The 23,671-nt window shown below is 62.7% G+C and carries 21 protein-coding genes and 1 tRNA gene; 7 read left to right on the top strand and 15 right to left on the bottom strand.

What is annotated here, in order from left to right; genetic code table 11:
* Positions 1–157: 157 nt before the first annotated feature.
* Positions 158–2,047, top strand: coding sequence for a PAS domain S-box protein (locus tag FJW05_RS13810; RefSeq protein ID WP_246673416.1), 1,890 nt, complete (start codon positions 158–160; stop codon positions 2,045–2,047).
* Positions 2,048–2,077: 30 nt separating this feature from the next.
* On the opposite strand, the gene FJW05_RS13805 is transcribed toward FJW05_RS13810, so the two are convergent.
* From FJW05_RS13805 to FJW05_RS13775, 7 genes are all read right to left on the bottom strand, one after another.
* Positions 2,078–2,956: a 3-hydroxybutyryl-CoA dehydrogenase gene (locus FJW05_RS13805; RefSeq protein WP_140632869.1), complete on the bottom strand. Its 879-nt coding sequence runs from the start codon at positions 2,954–2,956 to the stop codon at positions 2,078–2,080.
* A gap of 200 nt (positions 2,957–3,156) precedes the next feature.
* Positions 3,157–4,086 (bottom strand): electron transfer flavoprotein subunit alpha/FixB family protein, encoded by a 930-nt coding sequence (locus tag FJW05_RS13800; RefSeq protein ID WP_140632866.1) that lies wholly within the window; start codon positions 4,084–4,086, stop codon positions 3,157–3,159.
* A gap of 24 nt (positions 4,087–4,110) precedes the next feature.
* Positions 4,111–4,860 carry an electron transfer flavoprotein subunit beta/FixA family protein gene (locus FJW05_RS13795; protein WP_140632863.1) on the bottom strand — a complete coding sequence of 250 codons (750 nt, stop codon included), beginning with the start codon at positions 4,858–4,860 and terminating at the stop codon, positions 4,111–4,113.
* 162 nt (positions 4,861–5,022) lie between these two features.
* Positions 5,023–5,826, bottom strand: coding sequence for a rhomboid family intramembrane serine protease (locus tag FJW05_RS13790; RefSeq protein WP_140632860.1), 804 nt, complete (start codon positions 5,824–5,826; stop codon positions 5,023–5,025).
* 21 nt (positions 5,827–5,847) lie between these two features.
* A complete protein-coding gene (locus FJW05_RS13785) occupies positions 5,848–6,429 on the bottom strand; it encodes a cob(I)yrinic acid a,c-diamide adenosyltransferase (protein ID WP_140632857.1) in 582 nt (193 codons plus the stop codon).
* 20 nt (positions 6,430–6,449) lie between these two features.
* A complete protein-coding gene (locus FJW05_RS13780; protein ID WP_095767495.1) occupies positions 6,450–6,641 on the bottom strand; it encodes a twin transmembrane helix small protein in 192 nt (63 codons plus the stop codon).
* Between the two features lie 25 nt (positions 6,642–6,666).
* Entirely contained in the window at positions 6,667–7,533 is an 867-nt protein-coding gene (locus tag FJW05_RS13775; RefSeq protein ID WP_140632854.1) for an SDR family oxidoreductase, read from the bottom strand.
* 58 nt (positions 7,534–7,591) lie between these two features.
* Here FJW05_RS13775 and FJW05_RS13770 point away from each other — a divergent pair, with 58 nt between their 5' ends.
* Positions 7,592–8,443: a YihY/virulence factor BrkB family protein gene (locus tag FJW05_RS13770; protein WP_140632851.1), complete on the top strand. Its 852-nt coding sequence runs from the start codon at positions 7,592–7,594 to the stop codon at positions 8,441–8,443.
* A 175-nt stretch (positions 8,444–8,618) separates the two neighbouring features.
* On the opposite strand, the gene FJW05_RS13765 is transcribed toward FJW05_RS13770, so the two are convergent.
* On the bottom strand, positions 8,619–9,509 hold the full coding sequence (locus tag FJW05_RS13765; protein WP_140632847.1) for a DMT family transporter: 891 nt from the start codon (positions 9,507–9,509) through the stop codon (positions 8,619–8,621).
* A 153-nt stretch (positions 9,510–9,662) separates the two neighbouring features.
* Here FJW05_RS13765 and FJW05_RS13760 point away from each other — a divergent pair, with 153 nt between their 5' ends.
* Positions 9,663–9,950, top strand: coding sequence for a hypothetical protein (locus FJW05_RS13760; protein ID WP_140632844.1), 288 nt, complete (start codon positions 9,663–9,665; stop codon positions 9,948–9,950).
* 4 nt (positions 9,951–9,954) lie between these two features.
* On the opposite strand, the gene gluQRS is transcribed toward FJW05_RS13760, so the two are convergent.
* Positions 9,955–10,824: a tRNA glutamyl-Q(34) synthetase GluQRS gene (gluQRS, locus tag FJW05_RS13755; RefSeq protein ID WP_140632841.1), complete on the bottom strand. Its 870-nt coding sequence runs from the start codon at positions 10,822–10,824 to the stop codon at positions 9,955–9,957.
* 91 nt (positions 10,825–10,915) lie between these two features.
* Here gluQRS and FJW05_RS13750 point away from each other — a divergent pair, with 91 nt between their 5' ends.
* Complete coding sequence (locus tag FJW05_RS13750; protein ID WP_140632838.1) at positions 10,916–11,575, top strand: DNA-3-methyladenine glycosylase; 660 nt, start codon at positions 10,916–10,918, stop codon at positions 11,573–11,575.
* A gap of 111 nt (positions 11,576–11,686) precedes the next feature.
* Positions 11,687–12,244 carry an HNH endonuclease gene (locus FJW05_RS13745; RefSeq protein ID WP_027167440.1) on the top strand — a complete coding sequence of 186 codons (558 nt, stop codon included), beginning with the start codon at positions 11,687–11,689 and terminating at the stop codon, positions 12,242–12,244.
* Positions 12,245–12,408: 164 nt separating this feature from the next.
* Here FJW05_RS13745 and FJW05_RS13740 read toward each other — a convergent pair whose 3' ends face one another.
* Together FJW05_RS13740 and FJW05_RS13735 are read right to left on the bottom strand one after the other, a co-directional pair.
* On the bottom strand, positions 12,409–12,927 hold the full coding sequence (locus tag FJW05_RS13740; protein ID WP_140632836.1) for a disulfide bond formation protein B: 519 nt from the start codon (positions 12,925–12,927) through the stop codon (positions 12,409–12,411).
* Between the two features lie 23 nt (positions 12,928–12,950).
* Complete coding sequence (locus FJW05_RS13735) at positions 12,951–13,541, bottom strand: YqaA family protein (protein WP_140632833.1); 591 nt, start codon at positions 13,539–13,541, stop codon at positions 12,951–12,953.
* A gap of 333 nt (positions 13,542–13,874) precedes the next feature.
* Here FJW05_RS13735 and FJW05_RS13730 point away from each other — a divergent pair.
* Positions 13,875–13,959: transfer RNA gene (locus tag FJW05_RS13730), tRNA-Leu, on the top strand.
* 281 nt (positions 13,960–14,240) lie between these two features.
* On the opposite strand, the gene FJW05_RS13725 is transcribed toward FJW05_RS13730, so the two are convergent.
* The 4 genes from FJW05_RS13725 to FJW05_RS13710 form a co-directional block, all read right to left on the bottom strand.
* Positions 14,241–15,200 carry a hypothetical protein gene (locus FJW05_RS13725; RefSeq protein WP_181164942.1) on the bottom strand — a complete coding sequence of 320 codons (960 nt, stop codon included), beginning with the start codon at positions 15,198–15,200 and terminating at the stop codon, positions 14,241–14,243.
* Positions 15,201–16,102: 902 nt separating this feature from the next.
* On the bottom strand, positions 16,103–17,263 hold the full coding sequence (locus FJW05_RS13720; RefSeq protein WP_140632830.1) for a YncE family protein: 1,161 nt from the start codon (positions 17,261–17,263) through the stop codon (positions 16,103–16,105).
* A 71-nt stretch (positions 17,264–17,334) separates the two neighbouring features.
* Positions 17,335–18,615 carry a GNAT family N-acetyltransferase gene (locus FJW05_RS13715; protein WP_140632826.1) on the bottom strand — a complete coding sequence of 427 codons (1,281 nt, stop codon included), beginning with the start codon at positions 18,613–18,615 and terminating at the stop codon, positions 17,335–17,337.
* Positions 18,615–20,018 (bottom strand): lipopolysaccharide biosynthesis protein, encoded by a 1,404-nt coding sequence (locus FJW05_RS13710; RefSeq protein ID WP_140632823.1) that lies wholly within the window; start codon positions 20,016–20,018, stop codon positions 18,615–18,617. The genes FJW05_RS13715 and FJW05_RS13710 overlap by 1 nt, the downstream gene beginning before the upstream one ends.
* 247 nt (positions 20,019–20,265) lie before the next feature.
* Between FJW05_RS13710 and FJW05_RS13705 the strand changes: the two genes are divergently transcribed.
* Positions 20,266–23,664 carry a type IIL restriction-modification enzyme MmeI gene (locus FJW05_RS13705; RefSeq protein ID WP_140632820.1) on the top strand — a complete coding sequence of 1,133 codons (3,399 nt, stop codon included), beginning with the start codon at positions 20,266–20,268 and terminating at the stop codon, positions 23,662–23,664.
* Positions 23,665–23,671: the final 7 nt, after the last annotated feature.

Here is a 23,671-nt window from a genome sequence, read left to right as displayed (position 1 = left end):
CCGCTCGTGCAACCATTCCTTAAAATCGATCCGCCAGGGTTGTGGCAACGCGCAGTCGCGCATTGGGTGGGATCGCATTGTGGCGTGGTTGAGTTGGAAAGGTCTGCGGGCCGGCAAGCGCGCCGTGCCCGTCTTGATGGCAGCCGGACTCGTTGCCTTGACGGCATCGGTCCTGTTGCCGGCGCTGGAACTCGGCACGGACGCGCTGAAGATCTGCCTGCAGATATCCGTCGCCGTCACGGCCGTCACGCTGTTTGTCTCGGCGCTGTTCATCCGCAAGATCATCGACGACCGCCGGCAGATTGCCGAGAGCGAGCAACGCTTCCGCCGGGCCATGGAGGATTCGGCGATCGGCGTCGCCATTGTCGGCCTCGATGGCCGCATCGTTCAGGCCAACCCCGCCTTCGCCGACATGCTCGGATACACCCGCGCGGAGATCGAGGCGCTGACTTTCTTCCAGATCACGCATCCCGACGACCTGCAGATCGGCCGCGAGACGATGACGAGCCTGAAGGAAGGCAAGATCCACTCCTTCCATTTCGAGAAGCGGTATCTGCGCAAGGACGGCACCCCGGTCTGGGCGCAGCTCGCCGGCTCGGTCATCCGTGAAGAGGAGACAGGTCGTCCGCTCTATCTGGTGTCGCAGATCGAGGACATCGATGCGCGCAAGCAGGCCGAAGCGCGCATCGCCGAGGCGGAGGACCGGTGGAATTTCGCGCTCACCAGTGCCGGACAGGGTATCTGGAGCCTCGACATGCGCAGGGGCGGCACCACCTATTCCGAAACCTGGGTGAAGATGCTGGGCTATGCCGATGGCGAGCTCGACGGCGACCCCGATCGCTGGCTGACCATGATCCATCCCGACGACCAGGAACGCGTTGCCGAGGCGGATCGCGCGCATCTTGCCGGCGAGACGCCCTTTTTCGAGGCCGAGTTCCGGATGCGCCACAAGGACGGCCGCTGGGTCTGGATTCTCGACCGCGGCAAGGCGATCGAGCGCGACGGCGGGGGCCGGCTGATCCGGGCAATCGGCAGCCTGACCGATATCACGGAACGCAAGGAGGCCGAGGCGCGGCTGATGGTTTCGGCGGCTATGCTGGCCGACGAGAAAGAGCGTCTCAGGGTGACGCTGCAGTCGATCGGCGACGCGGTGATCTGCACCGATGCCGCCAACCGCATCACCTTCATGAACCCGGTCGCGGAAAAACTCACCGGCGTCGAAGTCGGCGAGGCCCTGGGCAAGCAGCTCGGCCATGTCTACTGGGCGGTCGACGAGGAAAGCGGACAGAAAATCGCGCTCTCGCGCCCTTCCACGAGCGAGCGGCCGCACTGCGACCAGAACACGCGCGCTGTCCTTGTCCGGCGCGACGACACGCGCTGCAGCATCCGCCAGGTGGTGTCGCCGATCATGAACGACCGCCACGAGTTCTGCGGCCTCGTCATCGTCTTCCAGGATTTCAGCGACGCGCGCGCCCTGCAGCGCCAGCTGGCCTACGCCGCCGCCCACGACGCGCTGACCGGGCTCGCCAATCGCTCGAGCTTCATCCGCATCATGGAGGACCTGGTCGACCAATGCCGCCTCAATGGCGGCGAGCATCAGTTCATGTTCGTCGATCTCGATCACTTCAAGGCGGTCAACGACACCGGCGGCCATGCCGCGGGCGATGCGCTGCTCAAGCGCGTGGCCGACGCCCTGCGCAATGTGCTTGGCCCGGAAGACATCGTTGCGCGGCTTGGCGGCGACGAGTTCGCCGTCGTCCTCAAATCGGGCGCCGCGGCGCACGGGCCGATTGCGGCGCGCTCGATCATCGACGCCATCGGCAACCTCGACTTCAGCTGGGACGGGCGCCCGCATTCGATCGGCGCCAGCATCGGGCTTGCGCCGATCCGCGCCGGTTGCGGCGAAGTGGACGAGATCATCGCCCGCGCCGACGCCGCCTGCTATGCCGCCAAGGCGGCCGGGCGCGGCTGCGTTTCCGCCGCGCCCGACGAAGACGAAATTTCGAAAGTCGGCGTGCCACCTCCGCCGCTCGCCGCGGCGTCCTGAGCCGTTTCGAAAGGGTTCAGCCGGGGAAGATCAGCGCGTCGGCACTGGATGGTCGCCGCGATAGTCGTAGAAGCCGCGGCCGGTCTTGCGGCCGAGCCAGCCGGCCTCGACATATTTCACCAGCAGCGGGCAGGGGCGGTATTTCGAATCCGACAGGCCCTCATGCAGCACCTGCATGATCGACAGGCAGGTGTCGAGGCCGATGAAGTCGGCAAGCTGCAGCGGTCCCATCGGGTGGTTGGCGCCGAGCCGCATGGCGGTATCGATGGCGTCGACCGTGCCGACGCCCTCATAGAGCGTGTAGATCGCCTCGTTGATCATCGGCAAAAGGATGCGGTTGACGATGAAGGCCGGGAAATCCTCGGAAACGGTGATCGTCTTGTCGAGGTGCTTCACATAGCTCTTGGCAGCCTCGAAGGTCTGGTCCTCCGTGGCGATACCGCGCACCAGCTCGACCAGCTTCATCACCGGCACCGGGTTCATGAAATGAATGCCGATGAAGCGTTCCGGCCGGTCGGTCTGCGCGGCAAGCCGGGTGATCGAGATCGACGAGGTGTTTGTCGCCAGGATCGCTTCCGGGTTGAGCTGCGGGCAAAGCTGCGCGTAGATCTTGCGCTTGACCGTCTCGTCCTCGGTCGCCGCTTCGATCACCAGATCGGCGGCCGCTAGATCGGCCATGGTCGGGGCGGCGGAAATACGCGCCATTGCTTCGTTGCGCGCCTTCTCCTCGAGCTTGCCGGAACCGACCTGGCGCGCCATGTTGCCGCTGATGGTGGCGATGCCCTTCTCGATACGGTCGGGCGACACGTCGTGGATCAGGACCTTGTAGCCGCCCAGCGCCGAGACATGGGCGATACCGCCACCCATCTGACCCGCGCCGACAATGCCGATCGTCTCGATCTTGCTCATGACCCCGATCCCGTCCGGAGCATCTTCCGCTTCTTGAAGCGCGGAAACGCTCCTGTTGTTCATTTCCTGCAATCCGGACGCAAAACCGCCGGATTGGCTTCAGGCCTTGATGGCCCGCTTTTTGTGCAGTGCAAACTAAAAGGGCGGGGCGACTTCGTCTACCCCACCCTTCCGATTTTAATATGCCAGAACCGCTGGCGTCAAAGCGCCTTTTGCAGCTCCGGCAGGATGACGAAGAGATCGCCGACCAGGCCGTAATCGGCGACCTGGAAGATCGGGGCTTCCTCGTCCTTGTTGATGGCGACGATCACCTTGGAATCCTTCATGCCGGCCAGGTGCTGGATGGCGCCGGAAATGCCGACGGCGATGTAGAGGTCGGGCGCGACCACCTTGCCGGTCTGGCCGACCTGCCAGTCGTTCGGCGCGTAGCCGGCGTCGACCGCGGCGCGCGAGGCGCCGACCGCGGCGCCGAGCTTGTCGGCGACCGGCAGGATGACTTCCTGGAACTTCTCCGACGAGCCGAGCGCGCGGCCGCCCGAGATGATGATCTTGGCCGAAGTCAGCTCCGGACGATCGTTCTCGGAAAGCTTGTTCTCGATGAAGGAGGAGAGGCCCGGATTGGCGGCGGCGCCGACCGTCTCGACCGAGGCCGAGCCGCCTTCGGGCGCCGCCGCGAAGGACGCGGTGCGCACCGTGATGACCTTCTTGGCGTCGGTCGCCTGCACGGTCTGGATGGCGTTGCCGGCATAGATCGGCCGCTTGAAGGTATCCGGCGAGACAACTTCGATGATCTCGGACACCTGGGCGACGTCGAGGAGTGCCGCCACGCGCGGCGCGATGTTCTTGCCCGACGAGGTCGCGGGCGCGACGATCGCGTCATAGGAGCCGGCGAGCGAGACGACCAGCGCCGCCGTCGGTTCCGCGAGACGCTCGGCAAGCTCGTCGGCCTCGGCGAGCAGCACCTTGCGCACGCCTTTCAACTTGGCAGCGGCATCGGCAGCTGCCTTGGCGCCCTTGCCGGCCACCAGCACGTCGACATCGGAGCCGATCTGGAGGGCGGCCGACAGCGCCTTGGCGGTCTGGTCGGAAAGACTTGCGTTGTCGTGTTCTGCGATGAGGAGAATTGCCATTTTCTTTGTCCTTTTCCGATCGCTTTAAAGCACGCCGGCTTCGTTCTTCAGCTTCTCGACCAGCTCGGCCACGCTCTTGACCTTGACGCCCGCCTTGCGGCCGCCTGGCTCCTCGGTCTTGATCACCTTGAGGCGCGGCTTGACGTCGGCGCCGTAGTCGGCCGGGCTCTTCTCGTCGAGCGGCTTCTTCTTGGCCTTCATGATGTTGGGCAACGAGGCATAGCGCGGCTGGTTGAGGCGAAGGTCGGCGGTGACGATCGCCGGCATCTTCAATTCCACCGTCTGCAGGCCGCCGTCGACCTCGCGCGTCACCTTGGCCTGATCGCCTTCGAGCACGATCTTGGACGCGAAGGTGCCCTGCGACCAACCAAGCAGTGCCGCCAGCATCTGGCCGGTCTGGTTCGAATCGTCGTCGATCGCCTGCTTGCCGAGGATGACGAGGCCGGGCGCCTCCGCCTCGACCACGCCCTTCAGCACCTTGGCGACGCCCAGCGGCTCGGTCTGCTCGTCGGTCTTGACCAGAATGGCGCGGTCGGCACCCATGGCGAGCGCGGTGCGCAGCGTCTCCTGCGCCTGCTGCGGGCCGATCGAGACGACGATGATTTCTTCCGCCTTGCCGGCTTCCTTGATGCGGATGGCTTCCTCGACCGCGATCTCGTCGAACGGGTTCATCGCCATCTTGACGTTGGCAAGCTCGACGCCCAGTCCGTCGGCCTTCACCCGGACCTTGACGTTGGCGTCCACAACCCGCTTCACGGGCACAAGGATCTTCATTTTCCTGTCACCTCTCCTGAGATAGTCGGGGCGCTATAGCAGCGTGCGCCCTGTCAGAGTTGTCGAAAGCCGACATCACGGACGGAATATCCGCCCAACTGTGCCGTTTCCGTAGTGGCGACAAATCGGCGCGTCAATATCCCACGACGCACCCAAATCGGTTCAGTCCCGGGGCGCCGCTGCTCCACGGCCCCATTGCGCCGCCGGCTGCGCCGGATCGCTCGCGGCCGGCTCGACAGGAACGGGCGGCTGCTGGATGTTGGGCGTCGGGTCCGGCTCGCCGTCGGCGCCGGCCAGCAGCGGCACGCCGCGGCTGCGCAGCACCAGCACCAGGATCGATCCGGCGATGATGCCGCCGATATGGCAGGCCCAGGAGATCTGGTCCTCGCCGCCCGCGGCAAACATCACGACCTGGAACAGGATCCACAGGATCAGCGGAATGAAGGCCGGGATGCGCAGCGGAATGCGGGCAAAGGCCAGCACCCAGACCTTCACCCGGGGGTAGAGGATCAGATAAGCGGCGACGACGCCGGCGATGGCGCCCGAGGCGCCGATCAACGGCACCTGCGAATCCCAGGCCACCAACCCCTGGAAGAAGGCGCCGGCGACGGCGCAGGCGAGGTAGAAGATCAGATAGCGGATATGGCCGAGCGCATCCTCGACATTGTCGCCGAACACCCAGAGGAACAGCATGTTGCCGCCGAGATGGAAGATGTCGGCATGCAGGAAGGAATAGGTGAGATAGCTCAGGCTCTCGGGGATGACGACGAATTCGGGCGAGAGCTCGACCTTGTCGTGAACCACCGACGGGATGAAGCCGAGACCGAGAACCGCGGCATTGGTGAAGTTTTCACCGCCGAGCGTGGTCGCCAGGTAGACCAGCACGTTCGCCACGATCAGGCCGATCGTCACATATTGCAGCCGGATGTGGCGCAGCCTGTTGGTGTCGTAAAGCGGGATGAACATCGGACCCTCCCGCCTCCGGATTCAGCGGTTCTTGCCGGGAACCCATAGCACGTCGGCCTTTCCATTGTCATTGACCGCGCGGGCGGCGACGAACAGGAAATCCGAGACGCGGTTGATGTATTTGAGCGCCTCGGGGTTGACATGCTCGGCCGGATCCTGCGCCAGCGCCACCATCAGGCGCTCGGCGCGGCGCGCCACGGTGCGGGCAAGATGGAGGGCGGCCGCGGCCGCCGTGCCGCCGTTCAGCACGAAGGATTTCAGCGGCTGCAGTTCCTTGTTGAGCGCGTCGATATCCTGCTCGACGCGATCGGTCTGGGCGGCGACGATGCGCAGCGGCTCGTGTTCCAGCGGCCTGCCGTCGTCCGGCACGGCGAGGTCGGCGCCCAGGTCGAACAGGTCGTTCTGGATACGCGACAGCATGGCGTCGATCGCCGGATGCTCGGCGCCGGTGTGGACGCGGGCCATGCCGATGCAGGCATTGGCCTCGTCGACGGTGCCATAGGCGTCGACGCGCAGGTCGGATTTCAGCCGCCGCTCGCCGGTGCCGAGCCCGGTGGTACCGTCGTCGCCGGTGCGGGTGTAGATCTTGTTGAGCTTGACCACGCCGTCCCCTCTGAGATCCTCTATTTGCGCGTGAAATAGACAACCAGTAACAGCAGCGCCAAGGCCACGGCCTGCAGCATGATGCGCGCCTGCATCAGCTTGTTCGAGGTGAAGCCGGAGCCGCCGCGCATCATGTTGATCAGGCCGCGGACCAGCACGATCACCACGGCGGCCATCGCGACGATGGCGAGAATCTTGAAGATGATGAGCATCTGGCTGGCTCCGGTTCAGGTTCGGTCAGGCGCGCCTGGCGAGCACGCGGTAGAGCAGGGAGGCCGGCAGGATGCGTTTCAGCGCCGCGCCGATCCTGGCCGGTACCGTTACCACATAGTGCGGGCGCGGGCGCTGTGACAGAAGCGCGTGGCGCAACGCCCTGTGCACGATCTCCGGTCCCGGCTTCAGCTTCGACACGCTGCCGCCGGCCTGAAGCCTTGCGAGCTGCGCCTGATAATCGGCGCGGTGGACGGAATTCTCGACGTCGATATTCTTCACGAACCAGGGCAGGCCATTGCTGGCGATCTTCGACCTCACCGGTCCCGGTTCGATGAGGGAAAGATGGATGCCGCTGCCTTCGAGCTCCTGGCGCATGCACAGCATCAGGCCTTCGATGGCGTGCTTGGAGGCCGAATAAGCGCCGCGGAAGCGGACCGGCGCCAGTCCGAGGATCGAGGAGCAGTGGACGAGCCGGCCGTGCCCCTGGCGGCGCATGACCGGCACGACCCGCCGGGTGAGATCGTGCCAGCCGAAGAAATTGGCCTCGAACTGCTCGCGAAGTGCTGCGACCGGCAGGTCCTCGACGGCGCCGGGCTGGGCGTAGGCGCCGTTGTTGAAGAGCGCGCCAAGCGTGCCGCCGGTCCGCTCCAGCACCGCATCGACCAAGGCGGCGATGGATTCGGGCTCGCGATAGTCGAGATAGAAGGCCTCCAGGCCGTCGGCCTCGAGGGCCGCAATGTCGGCCGGCCTGCGCGCCGTGGCGAAGACCCGCCAGCCTTCCGCCTTCAACGCCCGCGCGCAGTAGGCGCCGATACCGGAGGAGGCGCCGGTGACGATGACGGTGCGCAACTCTTCTGCCGCGGGGCGCGTTGTGAGACCTGGGGTTGCCATTTACCGCAATCACTTCCCATATTCGCGGCGTCGACACAATCGAGCGGAGCGCGGGTCCTTGCTGCGGAATATCGTTGCCCTCAAGCGCGTGCTCTACGATGCGATTGGCCATTTCAATACCGATGACGGCTGGGCGATGGCCAGCCATCTGGCGATCACCTCGCTGATGGCGCTGTTTCCGTTCCTGATCTTCGCCACCACGCTGGCCAGCTTCCTCGGCGCGCGCGCCTTCGCCGACACGGCCGTGCATCTGGTCTTCGACACATGGCCGGAGCAGATCGCCAAGCCGATCGCGCATGAGGTGCTGAACGTGCTCACCGTACGTCGCACCGACCTTCTGACCTATGGCGTGCTGCTGGCGGCTTATTTTGCCTCGAACGGCATCGAGGCGCTGCGCACCTCGCTCAACCGCGCCTATCGCGTCACCGAGACGCGCGGCATCGTCCACCGCAGGGTGCAGAGCATCATCTTCGTCCTGATCGCCACCGCCTGCTTCCTCGCCATCAGCGTGCTTCTGGTGTTCGCGCCGCTGCTGGCGCGGCTGGCGGAAGCGCATCTGGAATGGATCAAGCCCTATATGGGAACGATCACCATCTGGCGTTACGTGATCGCCTCGACAGTCATCGTCATCGGGCTGTTCTCGGTGCATATCTGGCTGCCGGCCGGCAAGCGCCGCTTCGTCTCGATCATACCGGGCATCGTCTTCACGCTGGTCGCCTGGCTGGTCGGGTCGACGATCTTTGCCACCTATCTCGACCATTTCTCGTCCTATGTGACGACCTATGCCGGGCTCGCCTCGATCATGATCGCGGTCGTCTTCCTCTACATCATCTCGGCGATCTTCATCCTCGGCGGCGAACTCAACGCCGCGATCAGCCGTTATCTCGAAGCGCGCGCCCGCGTCGGCTGAGTCGATGCCGGCCAGAAGAGGAACTGGGGAACTGGAGAACTGGGGAATTGAGGAATTGAGGAATTGAGGAATTGGAGAATTGAAGAATTGAAGAACTGGGGAAAAGGCGCCGACGCTTGGCTCCGCCCTTCTTCTTCAATTCTTCAATTCTCCAGTTCCCCAGTTCCCCAGTTCTTCAATTCCCCAGTTCCTTTTTTCTCGCCTGCCGCGCCGTCGCCAGGGCTACGCCAAGGGTCGCGATCGCCATGCCGGCTATCTGCAGCAGATTGAGCTGTTCGTTGAAAAGCAGCCAGGCGATGACCGCCGTTACGGCCGGTACCAGGTAGAACAGCGAGGCGACCTTCGACATCTCACCGTCCCTGATCATCACCATCAACAGAAATATGGCGCCGATCGACAGCACCAGGACCAGCCAGGCCATGGCGAAGATCAATTCGCCATTGACGGTGACGGCGCGGGTCTCGAAGGCGAGCGAGCCCAGGATCATCACGGCGGAGCCGCCGACATACTGCCACATCGTCGCCGACACCAGATCGCCGCCGGAGGCATAGCGCTTCTGCCAGATGGTGCCGGCGCTCATGCCAAGCACGGAGACGAGCGAAGCCGTCAGTGTCGCCGGCGTGACGCCGCCCCCCAGCGCGCCCAGCTTCGGCCACAGCACGATGACGACGCCGAGAAGGCCGACGGCGAGGCCGGCCCAATGGCGCGGCAGGATCGCTTCGCCGAGGAACTTTCCGGCGAGCACGGCGGTGATCAACGGCTGCAGGCCGACAATCAAGGCCGATAGGCCGGCCGGCATGCCCCTGTGGATCGCCCAGAAGACGGCGCCGAGATAGACACCATGCATGAGGACGCCGGCCACCGTCGCGTGCAGCGCCTCTTCGCGCGTCGCCTTGCGCGAGCCAAGCAGAACGGTCAGCCCCGCGAACAGGGCCGCCGCGATCACGAAGCGGATGGCAAGGAAGGTAAAAGGTTCCGCCCAGGGCATGGCATAGCGCGCCCCAATGAAGCCGGTCGCCCACAGAACGACGAAGGAGGCGGGAATGAACCGCTTGATGCTCTGCATGGGGGAGGCTGCCGGGATGAACGGTTGATGACGCCAATTGCTCTAATGCCGTTCAATCCCGCAAGCAAAACGAAACGGTTGATCCATAAGCTAAGTTGAATTCATCAAACCGTGCCAACAGGGGCATGGCGCGTCGCCGCGCCATGGTGAGGCATGCCTTTGCATCTGGACACGACCTGGCTCTTGTTCGCCTTCGCGATCATCGCCGCCTTCGGCTTCTTCTTCGGCACGGCGCTCGACGCGATCATGAAGGAGAGCGGCTTCGGCCCGACAGGCAACACGCTGCTGTTCATCTTCGGCTTTTTCGTCGCGGTGGGGGTCGCAAACAAGCATGGCATCAGCCTGAGCGATCTCAAGCTGGCAGTGGCCTGCGGGCTGGGCGGCGCCTTTGTCTTCATCAGCGTGCTGGCGCTGATCAAGGCCGGGATGGCGCGCCTCTAGCCAGCTAAAAACCGACCGATCTTCTGACGTCCTGCGGCGACATGCCGGCCTCCCGGAGGGAGGCCAGGCCGGTGTCCTTGAAGCTCTTGGACAGTTTCCTGCCGTCCGCACCGAGGATCAGGCGGTGGTGGAAATAACGCGGCTGCGGCAGGCCGAGCAGTTGCTGCAGCAGGCGCTGCACCCCGGTCGCCGAATAGAGGTCCTGGCCGCGCACGACATGGCTGACACCCTGCAGCGCGTCGTCGACGACAACGGCGAGATGGTAACTGGTCGGGACGTCGCGGCGGGCGACGATGACGTCGCCCCAGGCCCGCGGTTGTGCTTCGATTGCTCGCGTCGCCGACATCGTCTCGTCGGTGAACTCCACCCATGACAAGCCGGCCGTGACGCGCGCCATTGCCGCCTCGACGTCGAGCCGCCAGGCGAAAGGCATGTTGTCCGCGATCCGCCGCTTGCGTTCCTTCACCGGCAAGTGCTTGTCGAGCGGCGGATAGAGCGGCACGCCGTCCGGATCGCGAGGCCAGTCGCGGCCGCCGGTCTCGGCGATGAAGGCGCGGATCTCGCCGCGACTCATGAAAGCGGGATAGACGAGTTCCTCGGCGATCAACCGGTCAAGCACCTCCCAGTATTCGGCGAAATGCTCGGACTGGCGACGCACCGGCTGCTCCCAACGCAATCCCAGCCATTCGAGGTCGCGAAAAATGCCGGTTTCGAATTCGGGCGTGCAGCGGGTGACATCGATATCCTCGATGCGCAGCAGCAGGCGCCCGCCGACCTGCGCCGCCATGCGCTGGTTGAGCAGCGCCGAGTAGGCATGGCCGAGATGCAATTCGCCATTGGGGCTCGGCGCGAAGCGGAATGTCAGGAGTGTCATATCTCGGGCGGTATTCGGGTTGAAAGGCGCTTCCGCCGGTTGCTAGTTAGCCATCAATTGCCATTTCGCGGGCGCCCTGGGAACAAGCAACGTGCAACGCATCGCCTCGCTGGACGACATTGCGACAGGGCTCGACGCGCTCTGCCGGATCGATCCGCGGCTGGCGACCGTGCGCGGCCGGGCGGGCGAAGTGCCGCTGCGGCTGTCGGAACCAGGGTTTGAAAGCCTCGCCTCCATTATCGTTTCACAGCAAGTTTCCCGCGCGAGTGCTGACGCTATCTTCGGGCGGCTGGTGAAGCTTGTCGATCCGCTGACGCCGCAGGCAATCCTTGCCGCCGGCGAAAAGGTTTTTCGCGAGGCCGGGCTGTCGCGACCGAAGCAGCGCGGGCTGCTCGCCGTCGCCGAAGCGGTGGCCGGCGGGCTGGATCTCGATCACCTGTGCACGCTGGACGCCGGCGAGGCGATCGCGGCGATGACGGCCGTGCCCGGCATCGGCCCATGGACGGCCGAATGCTACCTTTTGTTTGCCGCCGGCCACCCGGATGTGTTTCCCGCGCGCGACGTCGCTTTGCAGACGGCGGTCGGCCATGCGCTCGGCATCGACCCGCGCCCGCCGGAGAAAATGCTTATCCGGCTGGCCGAATCATGGAGCCCATGGCGGGGTGTCGCGTCGCGGCTTTTTTGGGCTTATTACCGGGAATTGAAGGGCAGGGATGCGGCGCCGACTGTCGAAATGGCCAAAAAAGCCTGAAAATCATGCGGTTTTGGCGATTTCGACGCACGACAATCCGCTTCACATCCCTGTCATGTCGGGCTTACAGTATCCGCGCCGTTCGGTTCTAGAAGCAAGGAGGCGAAGGACGTGACGGTTGCCGTATCTCCGGATGGGCTTCCCGCGCTGGTGCTGAACGCGGACTACCGTCCGCTCAGCTATTACCCCCTGTCGCTCTGGTCGTGGCAGGACGCCATCAAGGCTGTCTTCCTCGACCGGGTGAACATCGTCGCCGAATACGAGCACGCCGTCTCTTCGCCGACCTTCTCGATGAAGCTGCCGAGCGTGGTCAGCCTGAAAGCCTATGTTAAGCCGTCCAGGCATCCCGCCTTCACGCGCTTCAACGTGTTCCTGCGCGACCGCTTCCAGTGCCAGTATTGTGGAACGCCCGAGGACCTGACGTTCGACCATGTCATCCCCCGCCATCGCGGCGGAGCGACGACCTGGGAGAATGTCGTCGCCGCCTGCTCGCCCTGCAACCTTCGCAAGGGCGGCATGATGCCGGCCCAGGCCAAGATGTGGCCGTTGCAAAAACCCTATCAGCCGACCGTGCACGACCTGCACAACAACGGCCGCCTGTTCCCGCCCAACCATCTGCATGAAAGCTGGATGGATTATCTGTACTGGGATGTCGAACTGGAGCCTTAGAGTTCGGCACAAATTCGCCATGCTGGTCGCCTGCCGCAGCTTTCTGCGCTTCCGGTACTCACGTACTTAAGTACGCTCCGCTCCGGTTCTCGAAAGCCGCGCCATCCGACTCAGCCTGCCGAATTTTTGCTCGAACTCTGCGTCGCGTTTCTCGATCAATTGGCTCAATCCCGCGCGAGCGCGCTGCGGAAGGCGACGGCGGCGAGGACGAGGCTGGCGATGGCGTTCCAGCCGGCGAGCGACAGGCCGAGGATGCGCAGCGCGGCCTTGTCGCAGGAGGGCGGCACGAATTTGTCGAGCGCGTCGAGCACGCCCTTGCCGCCGGTGTCGACCGGACCGGCGCCGGCGGTGCAGTCGGCCGGACCTTGCCACCATGCCCATTCGACGCCCGAATGATAGACGCCGAGATAGAGGCCGTAGAGCATCAGCAAGCCGCCGATCGCCAGCAGGCCGCGCGTCACCCAGGCGGGAGCGCGCAGCATCGAGGCGATCGCCGCCAGCAGCATCAGCGGCACGCCGATATAGTAGGGCGTGCGCTGCTCCAGGCAGAGATGGCAGGGGATATAGCCGCCGATATATTGGAAGGCGAGCGCCGAGCCGACCGTCGCGGCCATGGCGACGGCGAGAAACAGCGCCGCGCGCATGCGCTGGCGTCCGGTGTCGGCATTCATGGTCGCGGTCATCTATTGGATCCGTTGTTGCGTCGCTATCCGTGGGCGTATCTGACGAGGATATAGAGCAAAATCAGGGCAGCGGCGCCGGCGCCGACAATCAATCCCAAGCGCTTTTCGATGAACTCCCTGATCTCCTCGCCATAGCGGCGCAGCAGCCAGGCAAGCAGCAGGAAACGCGCGCCGCGCGCCACGATCGCGAGCCCGATGAAGAGCAGGAGATTGACGCCGATGACGCCCGACAGGATCGTCACCACCTTGATCGGCGGCAGATGGGCCGCGCCCGAGGTGACCAGCATCAGGATGATGAAACCGACGCCGGACGAGGTGCGCAACTGCTCGAACTCGTCATATTTGCCGTAGAATTCGAGCACCGGCTTGGCGACCGCCTCATAGGCATAGTGGCCGATGAACCAGCCGGCGACGCCGCCCAGCACGGAGGCGGCCGTGGCGATCAGCGCATAACGATAGGCGCGTTCGGGCTTGGATAGCGCCATCGGCAGGAACAGCACGTCGGCCGGCACCAGGAAGACCGAGCTTTCGACGAAGGCGATGAAGGCCAGCCACCATTCGGCCGATTTCCTGGCCGCCAGCGACAGGGTCCAGTCGTAAAGTCCGCGAAGCATCGGCTCTCCTAATGCGATTGACACAATTCCGGACGGAAAACCGCTGCGCTTTTCCCGGAACTACCTAATGCATGTCACCCCAAACGGCGCAGCGGTTTTCGGCCACCGGCACGTACGAAACAAGGACCCAAAGCGCCGCAGCCGCCATTATCGACCGGGCACCTTAAACATTCGCCTCTCTAGAAAGATTTCCTGCGGCGCACAATGGCGGCAGTCCTTACAAGACCGCCGGATGCTGTTTGGCCGAAGCGGCGCCGGTAAATCCGCAACAGGCCAGTTGACGAAAGGCCGTCCAACCGTATAGTCCGCGCCCATCCAGGCCGCCCGGCCTGAGCCCCTATGGCGGAATTGGTAGACGCGCTCGACTCAAAATCGAGTTCCGCAAGGAGTGCTGGTTCGATCCCGGCTAGGGGCACCAATGACCTATTGCGGCCAGAAATCAACAATAGCAGAGTCTTAGAAGTCCTCTGAGACGCAGCACAAGGCGCCGATAAAGGGGATTTATGGTCAACGTGACGATGAGGTATTTTTAGGAGTGACAGGGCAAGAAGCGCGGGACGCTTTCCTATCGATGCCGTCGCCCGGTGCCTGGGGCGCTCAAGGAGCATCTTAGAACGGCGGTGCCTTGGTTGTACCGCTGGGCAAGACCCTTGTCGCTGCCACGAAGGTTTATGGAAAGGTCGATAGGGGCGGTGACCATTAGCCCGCTGGCTTGACCTCCCCGTTGATCGAGACCCGGAAACTCGGAAAGTAGACCGAGACGGGGGTATCCACTTCACGATCAGCAGCCAACGCGCTCCGGACTTGCGCGCCTATTTCAGAGCGGTAAGTCTCGATCTTCGGCACGAGGGAGTAGATGTCCGTATTGTCGATCGGGATGGTCCGCATCTGGTGAACATCGAATGGTATGCGGTCGCTTGAGCGTATGATCTGAACAATCGGCAGCCGCGCCGCATGGCGGAGAGCTAATTCATAGAAGACGTTGGGATTGTGAAACGAGAGGTCGGCCACCACTAGGCGAGACCGAAGCAGGTATTCGATGATCTGCCGCGTGATCATGCCCGGCTTGTCGATGGCGTCGGCCCGCACCACTTTCAAATTGAAAGGCTGCAGAGCCGGCTCCACGAACGTGCTAAGAAACAAGTCCGAGTGACGGCGCTGCTCTGAACTGGCTTCACCGATGGGCGTCACGTAGAAACATGTCGTCTCGAACTCGGCATGCTCCTGCGTAACGAGCCCCCGCTGCTCGACCGGTGCCGCATACGGCAATGTGGAGATCGTTGATGCGGGTAGCTCATCGAGCATGTGGTCGATGGGCACGATACGATCTGCTCCGGATAGGGTTTGTAGCAGGCCAACAAATCGCAGATTGACTATAAGGGTGTCGACGCCTTCTTCGGCGGCATCTGCCGACACTCCAGTCTCTTTGAGGGCATCGATTAGCACTGCGCGAGCCGGCAGCCTCGCATTCGTGAAGCGTTCGTAGACAGCGCGAAATGGATCAATGTCCTGAATGGCCAGCTTGGCCCAGGCTCGCCGCCGTTCCCGCGCCGGCACCTGCTCATCAACAGCCTTCAGCCCGTCTTCAGTCAGTTCCAACTGATCGGCAGCGTAACTGCCCCTTGTGAGGCCGTAACGGTTCGAGTTTGTGATGAGCATTCGGCTTGGCCCACTATCGGGGGCCTTCCCGAGATCGTTAAACAAGGTAAGCCGCCGAACGGGTTGGCCACTTCCTACTCGGTACAAATCGCGGGCAAATGTGATGGCTTCTTCAAAAGAAGATGCGGGAAAGGGTCGCTGCGTGCGCGGCCTCTTTTCTGGCTTTGTCGGGGCTTGTGCTGTTGCGTGGCGACTTTTGCGCGCTGTTTTTTTCGTTGGCTTCCGAGTGACTTTGGCAGCCGGAGTAGAGGGACTTTCGTCCGCGATTTCGTCTGTGTTCACGTGAGAGTTACCCCCAAATTAGGGAGTAACGTAGGTTACCGATGCTGTTACGTCAAACCATCTCTCAGGCAACGTACCCTAGTTTGATCCTACGCTTCATGTCCTCTGCATTGAGGAGGTCGGCGAGACCAGTTGCGTACTCGTTGGTCAACCGAGGGGCACAACGGCCTTCCACTTGCACCGGCTTCGCAAGGGATAGATCGAAGACTGTGTAAATTCCGTCACTGTTCGCGGAGACTTCAAAGCGGAGGGCCATCACGGGAACATAGGAAACGGTCGGAAATATTTGTTAGAGAAATGTGAGCTGGTGATCGGACAACTGGCACGCGCGGAAGACCCCTACCCCTGCACCTCTGTCGTGGATCACGAAGGCTTGATCTGAGGTATGACGATCGCTATCCGTTGAGGTGAGACGCAGTTTAAAGCCTTAGGGACGACTTCCCTTAAGTTTTTGAGTTTACGACTGCGTCAAGCCCGGTTAGGGGCACCACCCTTCGCTCTGCGAGCTTCGGGTGGCAGCCCATGCTTTACGAGCTTCGGGTGGCAGGCCACCTTTACGAAGCTTCGGGTGGCAGGCCTTGCCCCAATGAGCTTCGCATGGCAGGCCGCATCCGAATGCCCTACCGCATATTCCCCGTATGCCCCTGCGAGTAGCGCCCCGGCTGCGGCCACACGGTGAGGCCATGCGGCTCGGCGCCGACGCGGATTTTCGTCACCGCACCGCTGGTGGTGTCGATCATATAAACCTCGCTGTCGAAGCGGCCCGACAGCCATAGCTGCCTGCCGTCGGCGCTGACATTGCCCATGTCGGGGCTGCCGCCGCCGGGGATCGGCCATTGCGCGACCACGGCGCGGGTGGCGAAGTCGATCACCGTGACGCTGCCCGGGCCCCTGGCCTTGCCCTGCTCCATCTTGTGCGAGCCCCGGTTCGAGACATAGAGCCGCTTGCCGTCGCGGCTGACGACGAAGCCGTGCGCGCCGATGCCGGTTGGGATGAAGCCGATTTCCCGAAAACTGTCGCCGTCGACCAGGAACACGCCGTCATTCATCATGTCGGCGACGTAGAAGACCTTGCCGTCGGGCGACAGGCGGATGTCCTGCGGCATGCCCATCCTGGAGAAGTCGAGGCGGCCGAGCAGCTTCTGGTTCTTCAGGTCGATCTTGGCCAGGCCGCCGTCGCCATATTCGCAGGTGAAGATCGCATAGGAGCCGTCGGCAGAGAAGTCGGCGTGGTTGATGCCGGGGCAGGTCGGCGTCGGCAGGCTCGAATTCAACGCCATGGTGTGCGGGTCACGGAAATCGAGCTGCTCCATCGCCTCGTCGACGATGATTGCCGCGCTGCCGTCCGGCATGAAATACAGATTGTAGGGGTCGTCGACCGGAATCTGCTGGCCGGGCTTGGCCGTCATCGGGTCGATCGGCGTCAGGCTGCCGTTCCTGCCGGTGCCGTTGTTGGCGACCCACAGCGTCTTCAAATCCCAGGACGGAACGACATGCTGCGGCTTGCTGCCGACCGGGAAGCGGCCGACCTCCTTCAAGGTGACGGTGTCGATCACCGAGACGGAGTTGGAGGAGCGGTTCGGCACATAGACGCGCGGCAGCGCGCCGGCCGTGGCGGGGCTCAGATGGCCGGCAGTGGTCTGGCCGTAGATGTTGACCGGGGGAGGCGGCGGATCGCTGCAATCCTCCGGGCAGGTATCGGCCACGGCTCGAGCCGGAAACACGGCGAGCAGGACAAGCGGCGCACAAAGGCGGGCGAAGCGCAGGACCATATCGATCATTTGAAGTGCTTTGTGGTGAAGGCAGGCCGGGTCCGGCCGCCGCAAGCCATAGCCGGTGTCTCGCCGCCCATCTAGCGCCTTTTCAGCAGGCTCCGCATGCGGTTGCGCAGGATGCGCGCCATGTTGCGGGTCTCGCGGTAGAGATGCAGTTGCGAGGCGGCCTGACGCGCCAGCCGGTCGGCGTCCGGCGTCAGCCCGATCACCAGCGTGCCCATCGGCTTGCGCTCGCTCCACAGGCGGCTCATCACCGGATGATCCGGAACCGCGCAGGAATCGGTCATGACGATGTTCGGGTCGTCGAGATGCTGCCTGGTCACCTCGATCATCAAAAGCGTTCCCGGCGAATAGGCGGAGAGCGTCTCGTCATAGGCCGTCTTCCAGGTATAGGCGACGCCGGCCTCGACGAAGACGACCAGGCAGGCGATGGTGCGGCCGTCGAGCGTCAAGAGGTGGATGCGGCACATGTCCTGCTCGGCCAGCCTGTGCACGGCCTCGCGGGCGAAGGCGGCGCGGTAGCGGTCGATAGCCATCGCGGTGCGCTCGCGGCCTTTCCAGCCGGCCGCTTCCAGCGTCAGGAAGCTTTCGATGGCGTGGCGGATCTCGTCCGGCCCGCGCGCCACGGTGTGCTCCAGCTTGCCGAGGTCGGCGAGACGCCGCTTCAGGCGGCGGAATTCGCGATAGTGATGCGCGCGCAGCGAGGCCTTGAGGTAGTCCTCGCCGTCGGCATCGCTTTCCAGCACCGGCCGCTCGACCTTGCCGGTGGTCACCATGGTCAGGCCGCGGCTGTCGGCAAACGAGGTGAGCAGGCTCGCCACCGGACCGTCGAGGCGCATATCGGGCAGCACGAAGACCTTGGGCAGCTTGAGATGCGGCCGCGATAGCATCGAGAAGAAATCCTCGATGACGCCGACCGGATCGTCGCGGTCGACCAGCGGCGTTCCGAGCGGGCCGAACGGGCTCGACCATGTGCGCATCACCGGGACGCCGAGCGGGATCGCCGGCCGCTCGACCGAGAACGGCGCCAGAAGCCGAAGCCGATTGCGGTACTCGTCGCCGTCGCGGATGACCGCCAGCCGCACCTCGCGGTCTTCCAGCCGCGGCATCGCCGGCGCCAGGAAGCGGGGGTTGAAGAAGACGTTCGGCTCGATCGTGCGGGCGCTGAGATAGTCGAGCTCCTCGACAAGGTCGAAGCCGGCCGAGGCCGGGTAGATGGCCAGCTTGCGCTCCGGCCTGTTGCTGGCGAAGAGCTCGATATGGGCGGGGTCGACCTCGCGCGCCAGGCCGGCAAGGTTGGAGACCATGGCGCCGGCGGGGCCGCCGCTGGTCTCCTCGAGCAACGGGACGGCGGCCATCAGGCGACTTCCTTGTTTGCGGGCACGAAGATCGCCATCACGATGCCGAGCTTGCGCCAGACGGTGAAGGAGAGCGCGCTGGCCTCGAAGACCATGGCGAGGCTGGTGGCGATTGCCGCGCCCCAGAGGCCGAACAGCGGAATGAGGATCACGTTGAGGCCGATGTTGAGCGCAAGCGTCATGGCATAGACGGCGGCGCAGATGTTCTGGTTGCCGCTCATGGTGAGCAGGCTTTCGCAGGGGCCGACAGCGGCGCGCGCCACGACGCCCAGCACCAGCAGGAAGAGCAGTGGGTAGCCGGCGGTGAATTCGGGACCGAACAGCACCAGCATCGGCTCGCCCAGCGCCAGCACCATCAGCGCCATCAGCAGCGAGGGCCAGAAGGTCCAGGAGACGGTCTCGCGGGCGAAGGCGGCGAGCCGATGCGGCTCGCCATGGGTGAACTGGGCGTAGCGCTGTGCGACGCCGGCCTTGACCGCGAAATAAACGAAATGCACCAGCGCCAGCGTCTTCACCGTGGCGAAATAGACGGCGACGTCATTGGGATCGAGATAGGCGCCCACCATCAGCACGTCGGCATTGGTGAGCAGGAAGAAGAAGCCCTCGACCAGGAAGATCGGCAGCGAGACGAGGATCCACTGGCTAAAATGCACCGCCATCGGCCCGGCCGGTATCTTTTTCTCCATGCGCGAGGTGACGGCCATCAACTGACCCAGCGTGGTGACATAGGTTGCGGCGATGGAGGCGAAGATCGCGGTCTTGGCGTCGGGCACGTAGTGCAGGCCAAGCATCAGCGCCATGAATGCCAGGATCAGCACCGGGCGCACCAGATAGGTGGGCGACAGCGCCAGCAGCGCCCAGGAATTGGCGCGCGCCAGCCCCTGCAGTAGATCGCCGAGCGCGATCATCGGCAAGCAGATGACGCCGAGGATGAAGGGGATGACGTAGTAGCTCTCGATCCAGTCCGAGGCGAGCCAGACGCCAAGCGCGCCGAGGCCGGCCACGAGCGTCGAGGCGACGAGCACGAACAGGCGGCTCGCCTGCACGATGCCGCGCAGCTCGGCCAGCATGCCGCGCTCGCGATATTCGGGGATGAAGCGGATGACCGAGGTGTGGAAGCCGAGGCAGGCGAGATTGCCGACGATGACCATCGTCACCCAGACCAGCACCGAGATGCCGTATTCGAAGGAGCCCATCCAGCGCGCCATCAGCACCTGACTGACGAAGGCGATGAAGGCGCTGACGATGCGGATGGAAAAGGCGATCAGCGACATGCGCCCGGCTTCGCCGCGCTCGTCGGCGGTGGACAGCACGGCGTCGATGCGGCCAAGCAACGGCCGCATGCGCAGCGCCCAGCGCTGCGGCAGGAACCGCCCGGCAGTCGTCGCCGCGGAAAAGCGCACCCAGAACTCTCCGTTTTCCGCCTCTTTCCAAGGTTTCGGTCTATCCGAAACACCTTAAGAAAGGGTGGGTGGGGTGCGGGCTTTTCCCGTCACTATATGGGAGGAGAAGGTGCCGGCAGGCGGATGAGGGGCAGCGCTGACTTTTGAAAGTTAACGTTGGATAAGCAGATCGGTTGAATGGTAGCGCCAACGTGCGGTTGCTGTCGAAAACAAATTCTGTTTTTCTCGCCCAGCAGTGGGGGAATGCGTGCAAGTCGAAGAATTTATCCATAGATGGACAGCGAGGGAAGGCGGCGCGGAGCGTGCCAACTACCAAATGTTCCTGTCCGAATTTTGCGACGTGATCGGTGTTCCACGCCCCGAACCTTCTGGCGCAGAACGCGAACACAACGATTATGTGTTCGAACGCGCGGTGCGCCGTCGCGCAAGCGACGAAATCGCGTCGTCCAAACGGATCGATCTCTACAAGAAAGGCTGCTTTATATTAGAGGCCAAGCAGTCGCGGTTGCCAGGGGCGAAGAACGCCATTCCGGCGCAAGGCGCGTTGTTCGCCGACGAGCCGGAGCAACTTGGCAAGCGCAGTGTCGCGCGCGGCTGGGACGTGATGATGCAGAACGCGCGTAAGCAGGCAGAAGAGTATGTCTATCTGCTCGATGCCAGCCATCCCGCGCCGCCCTTCATCATCGCTTGCGATGTCGGCAACGCATTCGAGATTTTCGCCGACTTCACTGGCACCGGCCGCGCCTATAGCCAGTTTCCTGATCGCAAGGGATTTCGCGTCTATCTGGACGATCTGAGGCATAAGGAAACGCGCGAGCTTTTCGTGCGTATCTGGACTGATCCCGCAAGTCTTGACCCGGCAAAGGAATCGGCTCGGGTTACGCGCGAGATCGCCAAGCGGCTGGCGGAAGTCAGCAAGGCACTGGAGAAGAGTCATCCTGCGGAGGATGTGGCGCATTTTCTTATGCGCTGCATCTTCACCATGTTTGCGGAAGACGTGGATCTGTTGCCGAAGGGGTCGTTCACGGAGTTGCTGGAAGACTGCGTGAAATCGCCTTCGGCATTCGTGCCGCTGATCGAGGAACTGTGGGCGAAGATGGACGAGCCCGTGCAGGCAAAGCGCTTCTTCTCAGCGTTCCGTACCGAACTTCGCTATTTCAATGGCAATCTGTTCAAGAATGCCCGCGCTTTCCCACTCGGTCGCGAAGAAATCGGCGAACTGCTTCAAGCCGCAAAGGCGAAGTGGACGGAGGTCGATCCGGCGATCTTCGGCACTTTGCTCGAACAGGCCCTAGAGCCGGGTGAACGCAAGAAGCTTGGGGCCCATTACACGCCACGCTCCTACGTGCAGCGACTCGTCGAGGTGACTGTCATGGAGCCGCTGCGCGACGACTGGCAGAAGGCGCTGACCAAGGCGGAGGCCGCCAAGGACGAACGCGATGACGCCAAAGCCATCCAGATTGTACGCGGCTTCCATCATCAGCTTTGCCTTACGCGGGTACTGGACCCCGCCTGCGGCACAGGAAATTTCCTGTATGTCAGCCTTGAATTGATGAAGAAGCTGGAAGGCGAGGTGCTGGAGACATTGGCCCGCCTCGGTTTCAACGAAAGCCTCGGGCTGGAGCGCGAAACCGTCGATCCGCATCAGTTTCTCGGGCTGGAACTCAATCCGCGCGCAGCAGCAATCGCCGAACTGGTCGTTTGGATCGGATATTTGCAGCAGCACTATCGCACACGCACTGGACATCCGGCAGAACCGATCTTGCGGGCATTCAAGAATATCAATTTCGGCCGGCGCGAAGGCTACGACGCGGTTCTGACTTGGGATGGATATCCGGTGCCGAAGGTCGTTGAAAGGGATGGCCAGCGAGCCGAGACGTTCCCTAATGCACGACAGCCCGACTGGCCGGAGGCCGAGTTTATTGTGGGAAATCCGCCGTTCATTGGGAATAAGCGGATGAACAGCGTCCTAGGTTTGGGGTACGTCAAACAGCTACGGTTAATTTGGCCGGAAGTGTCAGAAGCTGCTGACTTCGTGATGTATTGGTGGTCAAAAGCAGCGGAATTGTTGGGTAAATCGAAAGTGCGTCGGTTTGGGTTGGTTACTACAAACTCGATAACGATGTCATTTAATCGAAGCGTCGTTGAAAAACACCTTTCCGCTAAGCGACCTATTTCCATCGCCTATGCTGTGGCTGATCATCCTTGGATGGTGGGCGAGGGTGGCGCGGCGGTACGCGTGGCAATGACGGTGGTCGAAAAAGGGCTACGCGAAGGATGGGTGCAAAGCGTTAAAAATCCGAAGTCGGGTTTTGCCGACAGCGATGATCTACAGGCGCCTGTTCGTGGGTTCATAAATGGCTTCTTGCGGACTGGTGCGAAGTTAACTAATGCCAAGCCGATCTTGTCTAACGCAGGCTTATCTTTCATGGGTGTGATACCCGTCAGTCTCCGCTTTGTGCTTAGCGAATCCGAGCAGAAATTATTCGATGTCAATCGAAAAGACTATGGCGCGATACTGAAGAATTACTTGGGAGGAAAAGATCTTTCAGAAAATCGTAAACCTCGTCTTATAATAGATTTTTTCAATCTATCGGAATCGGAGGCACGACGAAAGTTTCCGCGAGCATATCAACACGTTATGGAATTCGTTAAACCGTTTCGTGACAACGTCGCTCGCAAGAATCACCGGGACAATTGGTGGATATTTGGCGAAGCACGCCCAGGTATGCGCGCCGCGTTAGCGGGGTTAGACTACTTTATTGCAACCACAGAAACGTCAAAACATCGGTGGTTTACAAAGTTGCCAACCAAGATTCTTCCGGATCAAAAGATTCGGGTGATCGCAAGCGACAGCAACTTACTCCTAGCGGAGCTGAGTTCACGCTTCCATGTCCTCTGGGCAAACGCAATAGGCGGGCGCGTAGGAAAAGGCAATGACCCCGTTTACAACGGCACTATTTGCTTTGACCCATTTCCCTTTCCCGATCCGTCACAAGATCTGAGGGATAGACTCGGAGAGGTGGGTCGGGAGCTTGACATGTTGCGCAAACGGGTAATGACCGAACATTCCGACCTAACTTTCACCGGATTGTACAACGTTCTGGAAAAGCTGAAGGCAGGCGAACGGCTGTCGGATAAAGATCAAGATGTGAAGCAACGCGGACTGGTACTGATCCTAAAGGATCTCCACGAGTCGATCGATCGGCTCGTGGCAGAAGCCTACGGTTGGCCTGCGGACCTTTCCGATGACCAAGTCCTCGAACAGCTGGTGTCGCTCAACGCCGAGCGAGCGAGGGAAGAGGGAGCTGGCCACGTGCGCTGGCTCAGGCCCGAATATCAGATGCCGCGCTTTGCCAAGGGAGCCGTGGCCAAGACGGCTGAACTAGATATCCGCGAAACCATGGTGGCAATCGACGAGAGCAAGCCGGTGTTTCCGAAAGACCGCTACGAGCAGCCGTTGGCTGTGGAAGCCTTGCTTTCGGCAAGTGCCGTCACGCTCGACGCTGCTGCAATCTCCCGGGCATTCAAGGGTGGGGGCAAAAAAATCGAGCCGCGCGTATCGCAAGTGCTTCTCACGTTGGCGCGCTATGGTCGAGTGACGCGACTTCCCGACGGTAAATTCGCCGCACGCAAAGTGGCGTAAGGCGGGG

It is taken from the genome of Mesorhizobium sp. B2-9-1, from assembly GCF_006439455.1.
GTDB lineage: Bacteria > Pseudomonadota > Alphaproteobacteria > Rhizobiales > Rhizobiaceae > Mesorhizobium.
Note: the sequence above shows the minus strand (reverse complement) of the source record. Positions and strands in the feature narration are given on the sequence as shown.

Bases quoted from the DNA above. Each gene is read 5' to 3' on its own strand.
- FJW05_RS13805 (WP_140632869.1), bottom strand. From the start codon at position 2,956: ATGAGCAAGATCGAGACGATCGGCATTGTCGGCGCGGGTCAGATGGGT.
- FJW05_RS13790 (WP_140632860.1), bottom strand. From the start codon at position 5,826: ATGTTCATCCCGCTTTACGACACCAACAGGCTGCGCCACATCCGGCTG.
- FJW05_RS13740 (WP_140632836.1), bottom strand. From the start codon at position 12,927: ATGACCGCGACCATGAATGCCGACACCGGACGCCAGCGCATGCGCGCG.
- FJW05_RS13775 (WP_140632854.1), bottom strand. From the start codon at position 7,533: ATGGCAACCCCAGGTCTCACAACGCGCCCCGCGGCAGAAGAGTTGCGC.
- FJW05_RS13720 (WP_140632830.1), bottom strand. From the start codon at position 17,263: ATGATCGATATGGTCCTGCGCTTCGCCCGCCTTTGTGCGCCGCTTGTC.
- FJW05_RS13800 (WP_140632866.1), bottom strand. From the start codon at position 4,086: ATGGCAATTCTCCTCATCGCAGAACACGACAACGCAAGTCTTTCCGAC.
- FJW05_RS13715 (WP_140632826.1), bottom strand. From the start codon at position 18,615: ATGGCCGCCGTCCCGTTGCTCGAGGAGACCAGCGGCGGCCCCGCCGGC.
- FJW05_RS13765 (WP_140632847.1), bottom strand. From the start codon at position 9,509: ATGCAGAGCATCAAGCGGTTCATTCCCGCCTCCTTCGTCGTTCTGTGG.
- FJW05_RS13780 (WP_095767495.1), bottom strand. From the start codon at position 6,641: ATGCTCATCATCTTCAAGATTCTCGCCATCGTCGCGATGGCCGCCGTG.
- FJW05_RS13725 (WP_181164942.1), bottom strand. From the start codon at position 15,200: ATGCTCATCACAAACTCGAACCGTTACGGCCTCACAAGGGGCAGTTAC.
- gluQRS (WP_140632841.1), bottom strand. From the start codon at position 10,824: ATGACACTCCTGACATTCCGCTTCGCGCCGAGCCCCAATGGCGAATTG.
- FJW05_RS13760 (WP_140632844.1), top strand. From the start codon at position 9,663: ATGCCTTTGCATCTGGACACGACCTGGCTCTTGTTCGCCTTCGCGATC.
- FJW05_RS13735 (WP_140632833.1), bottom strand. From the start codon at position 13,541: ATGCTTCGCGGACTTTACGACTGGACCCTGTCGCTGGCGGCCAGGAAA.
- FJW05_RS13795 (WP_140632863.1), bottom strand. From the start codon at position 4,860: ATGAAGATCCTTGTGCCCGTGAAGCGGGTTGTGGACGCCAACGTCAAG.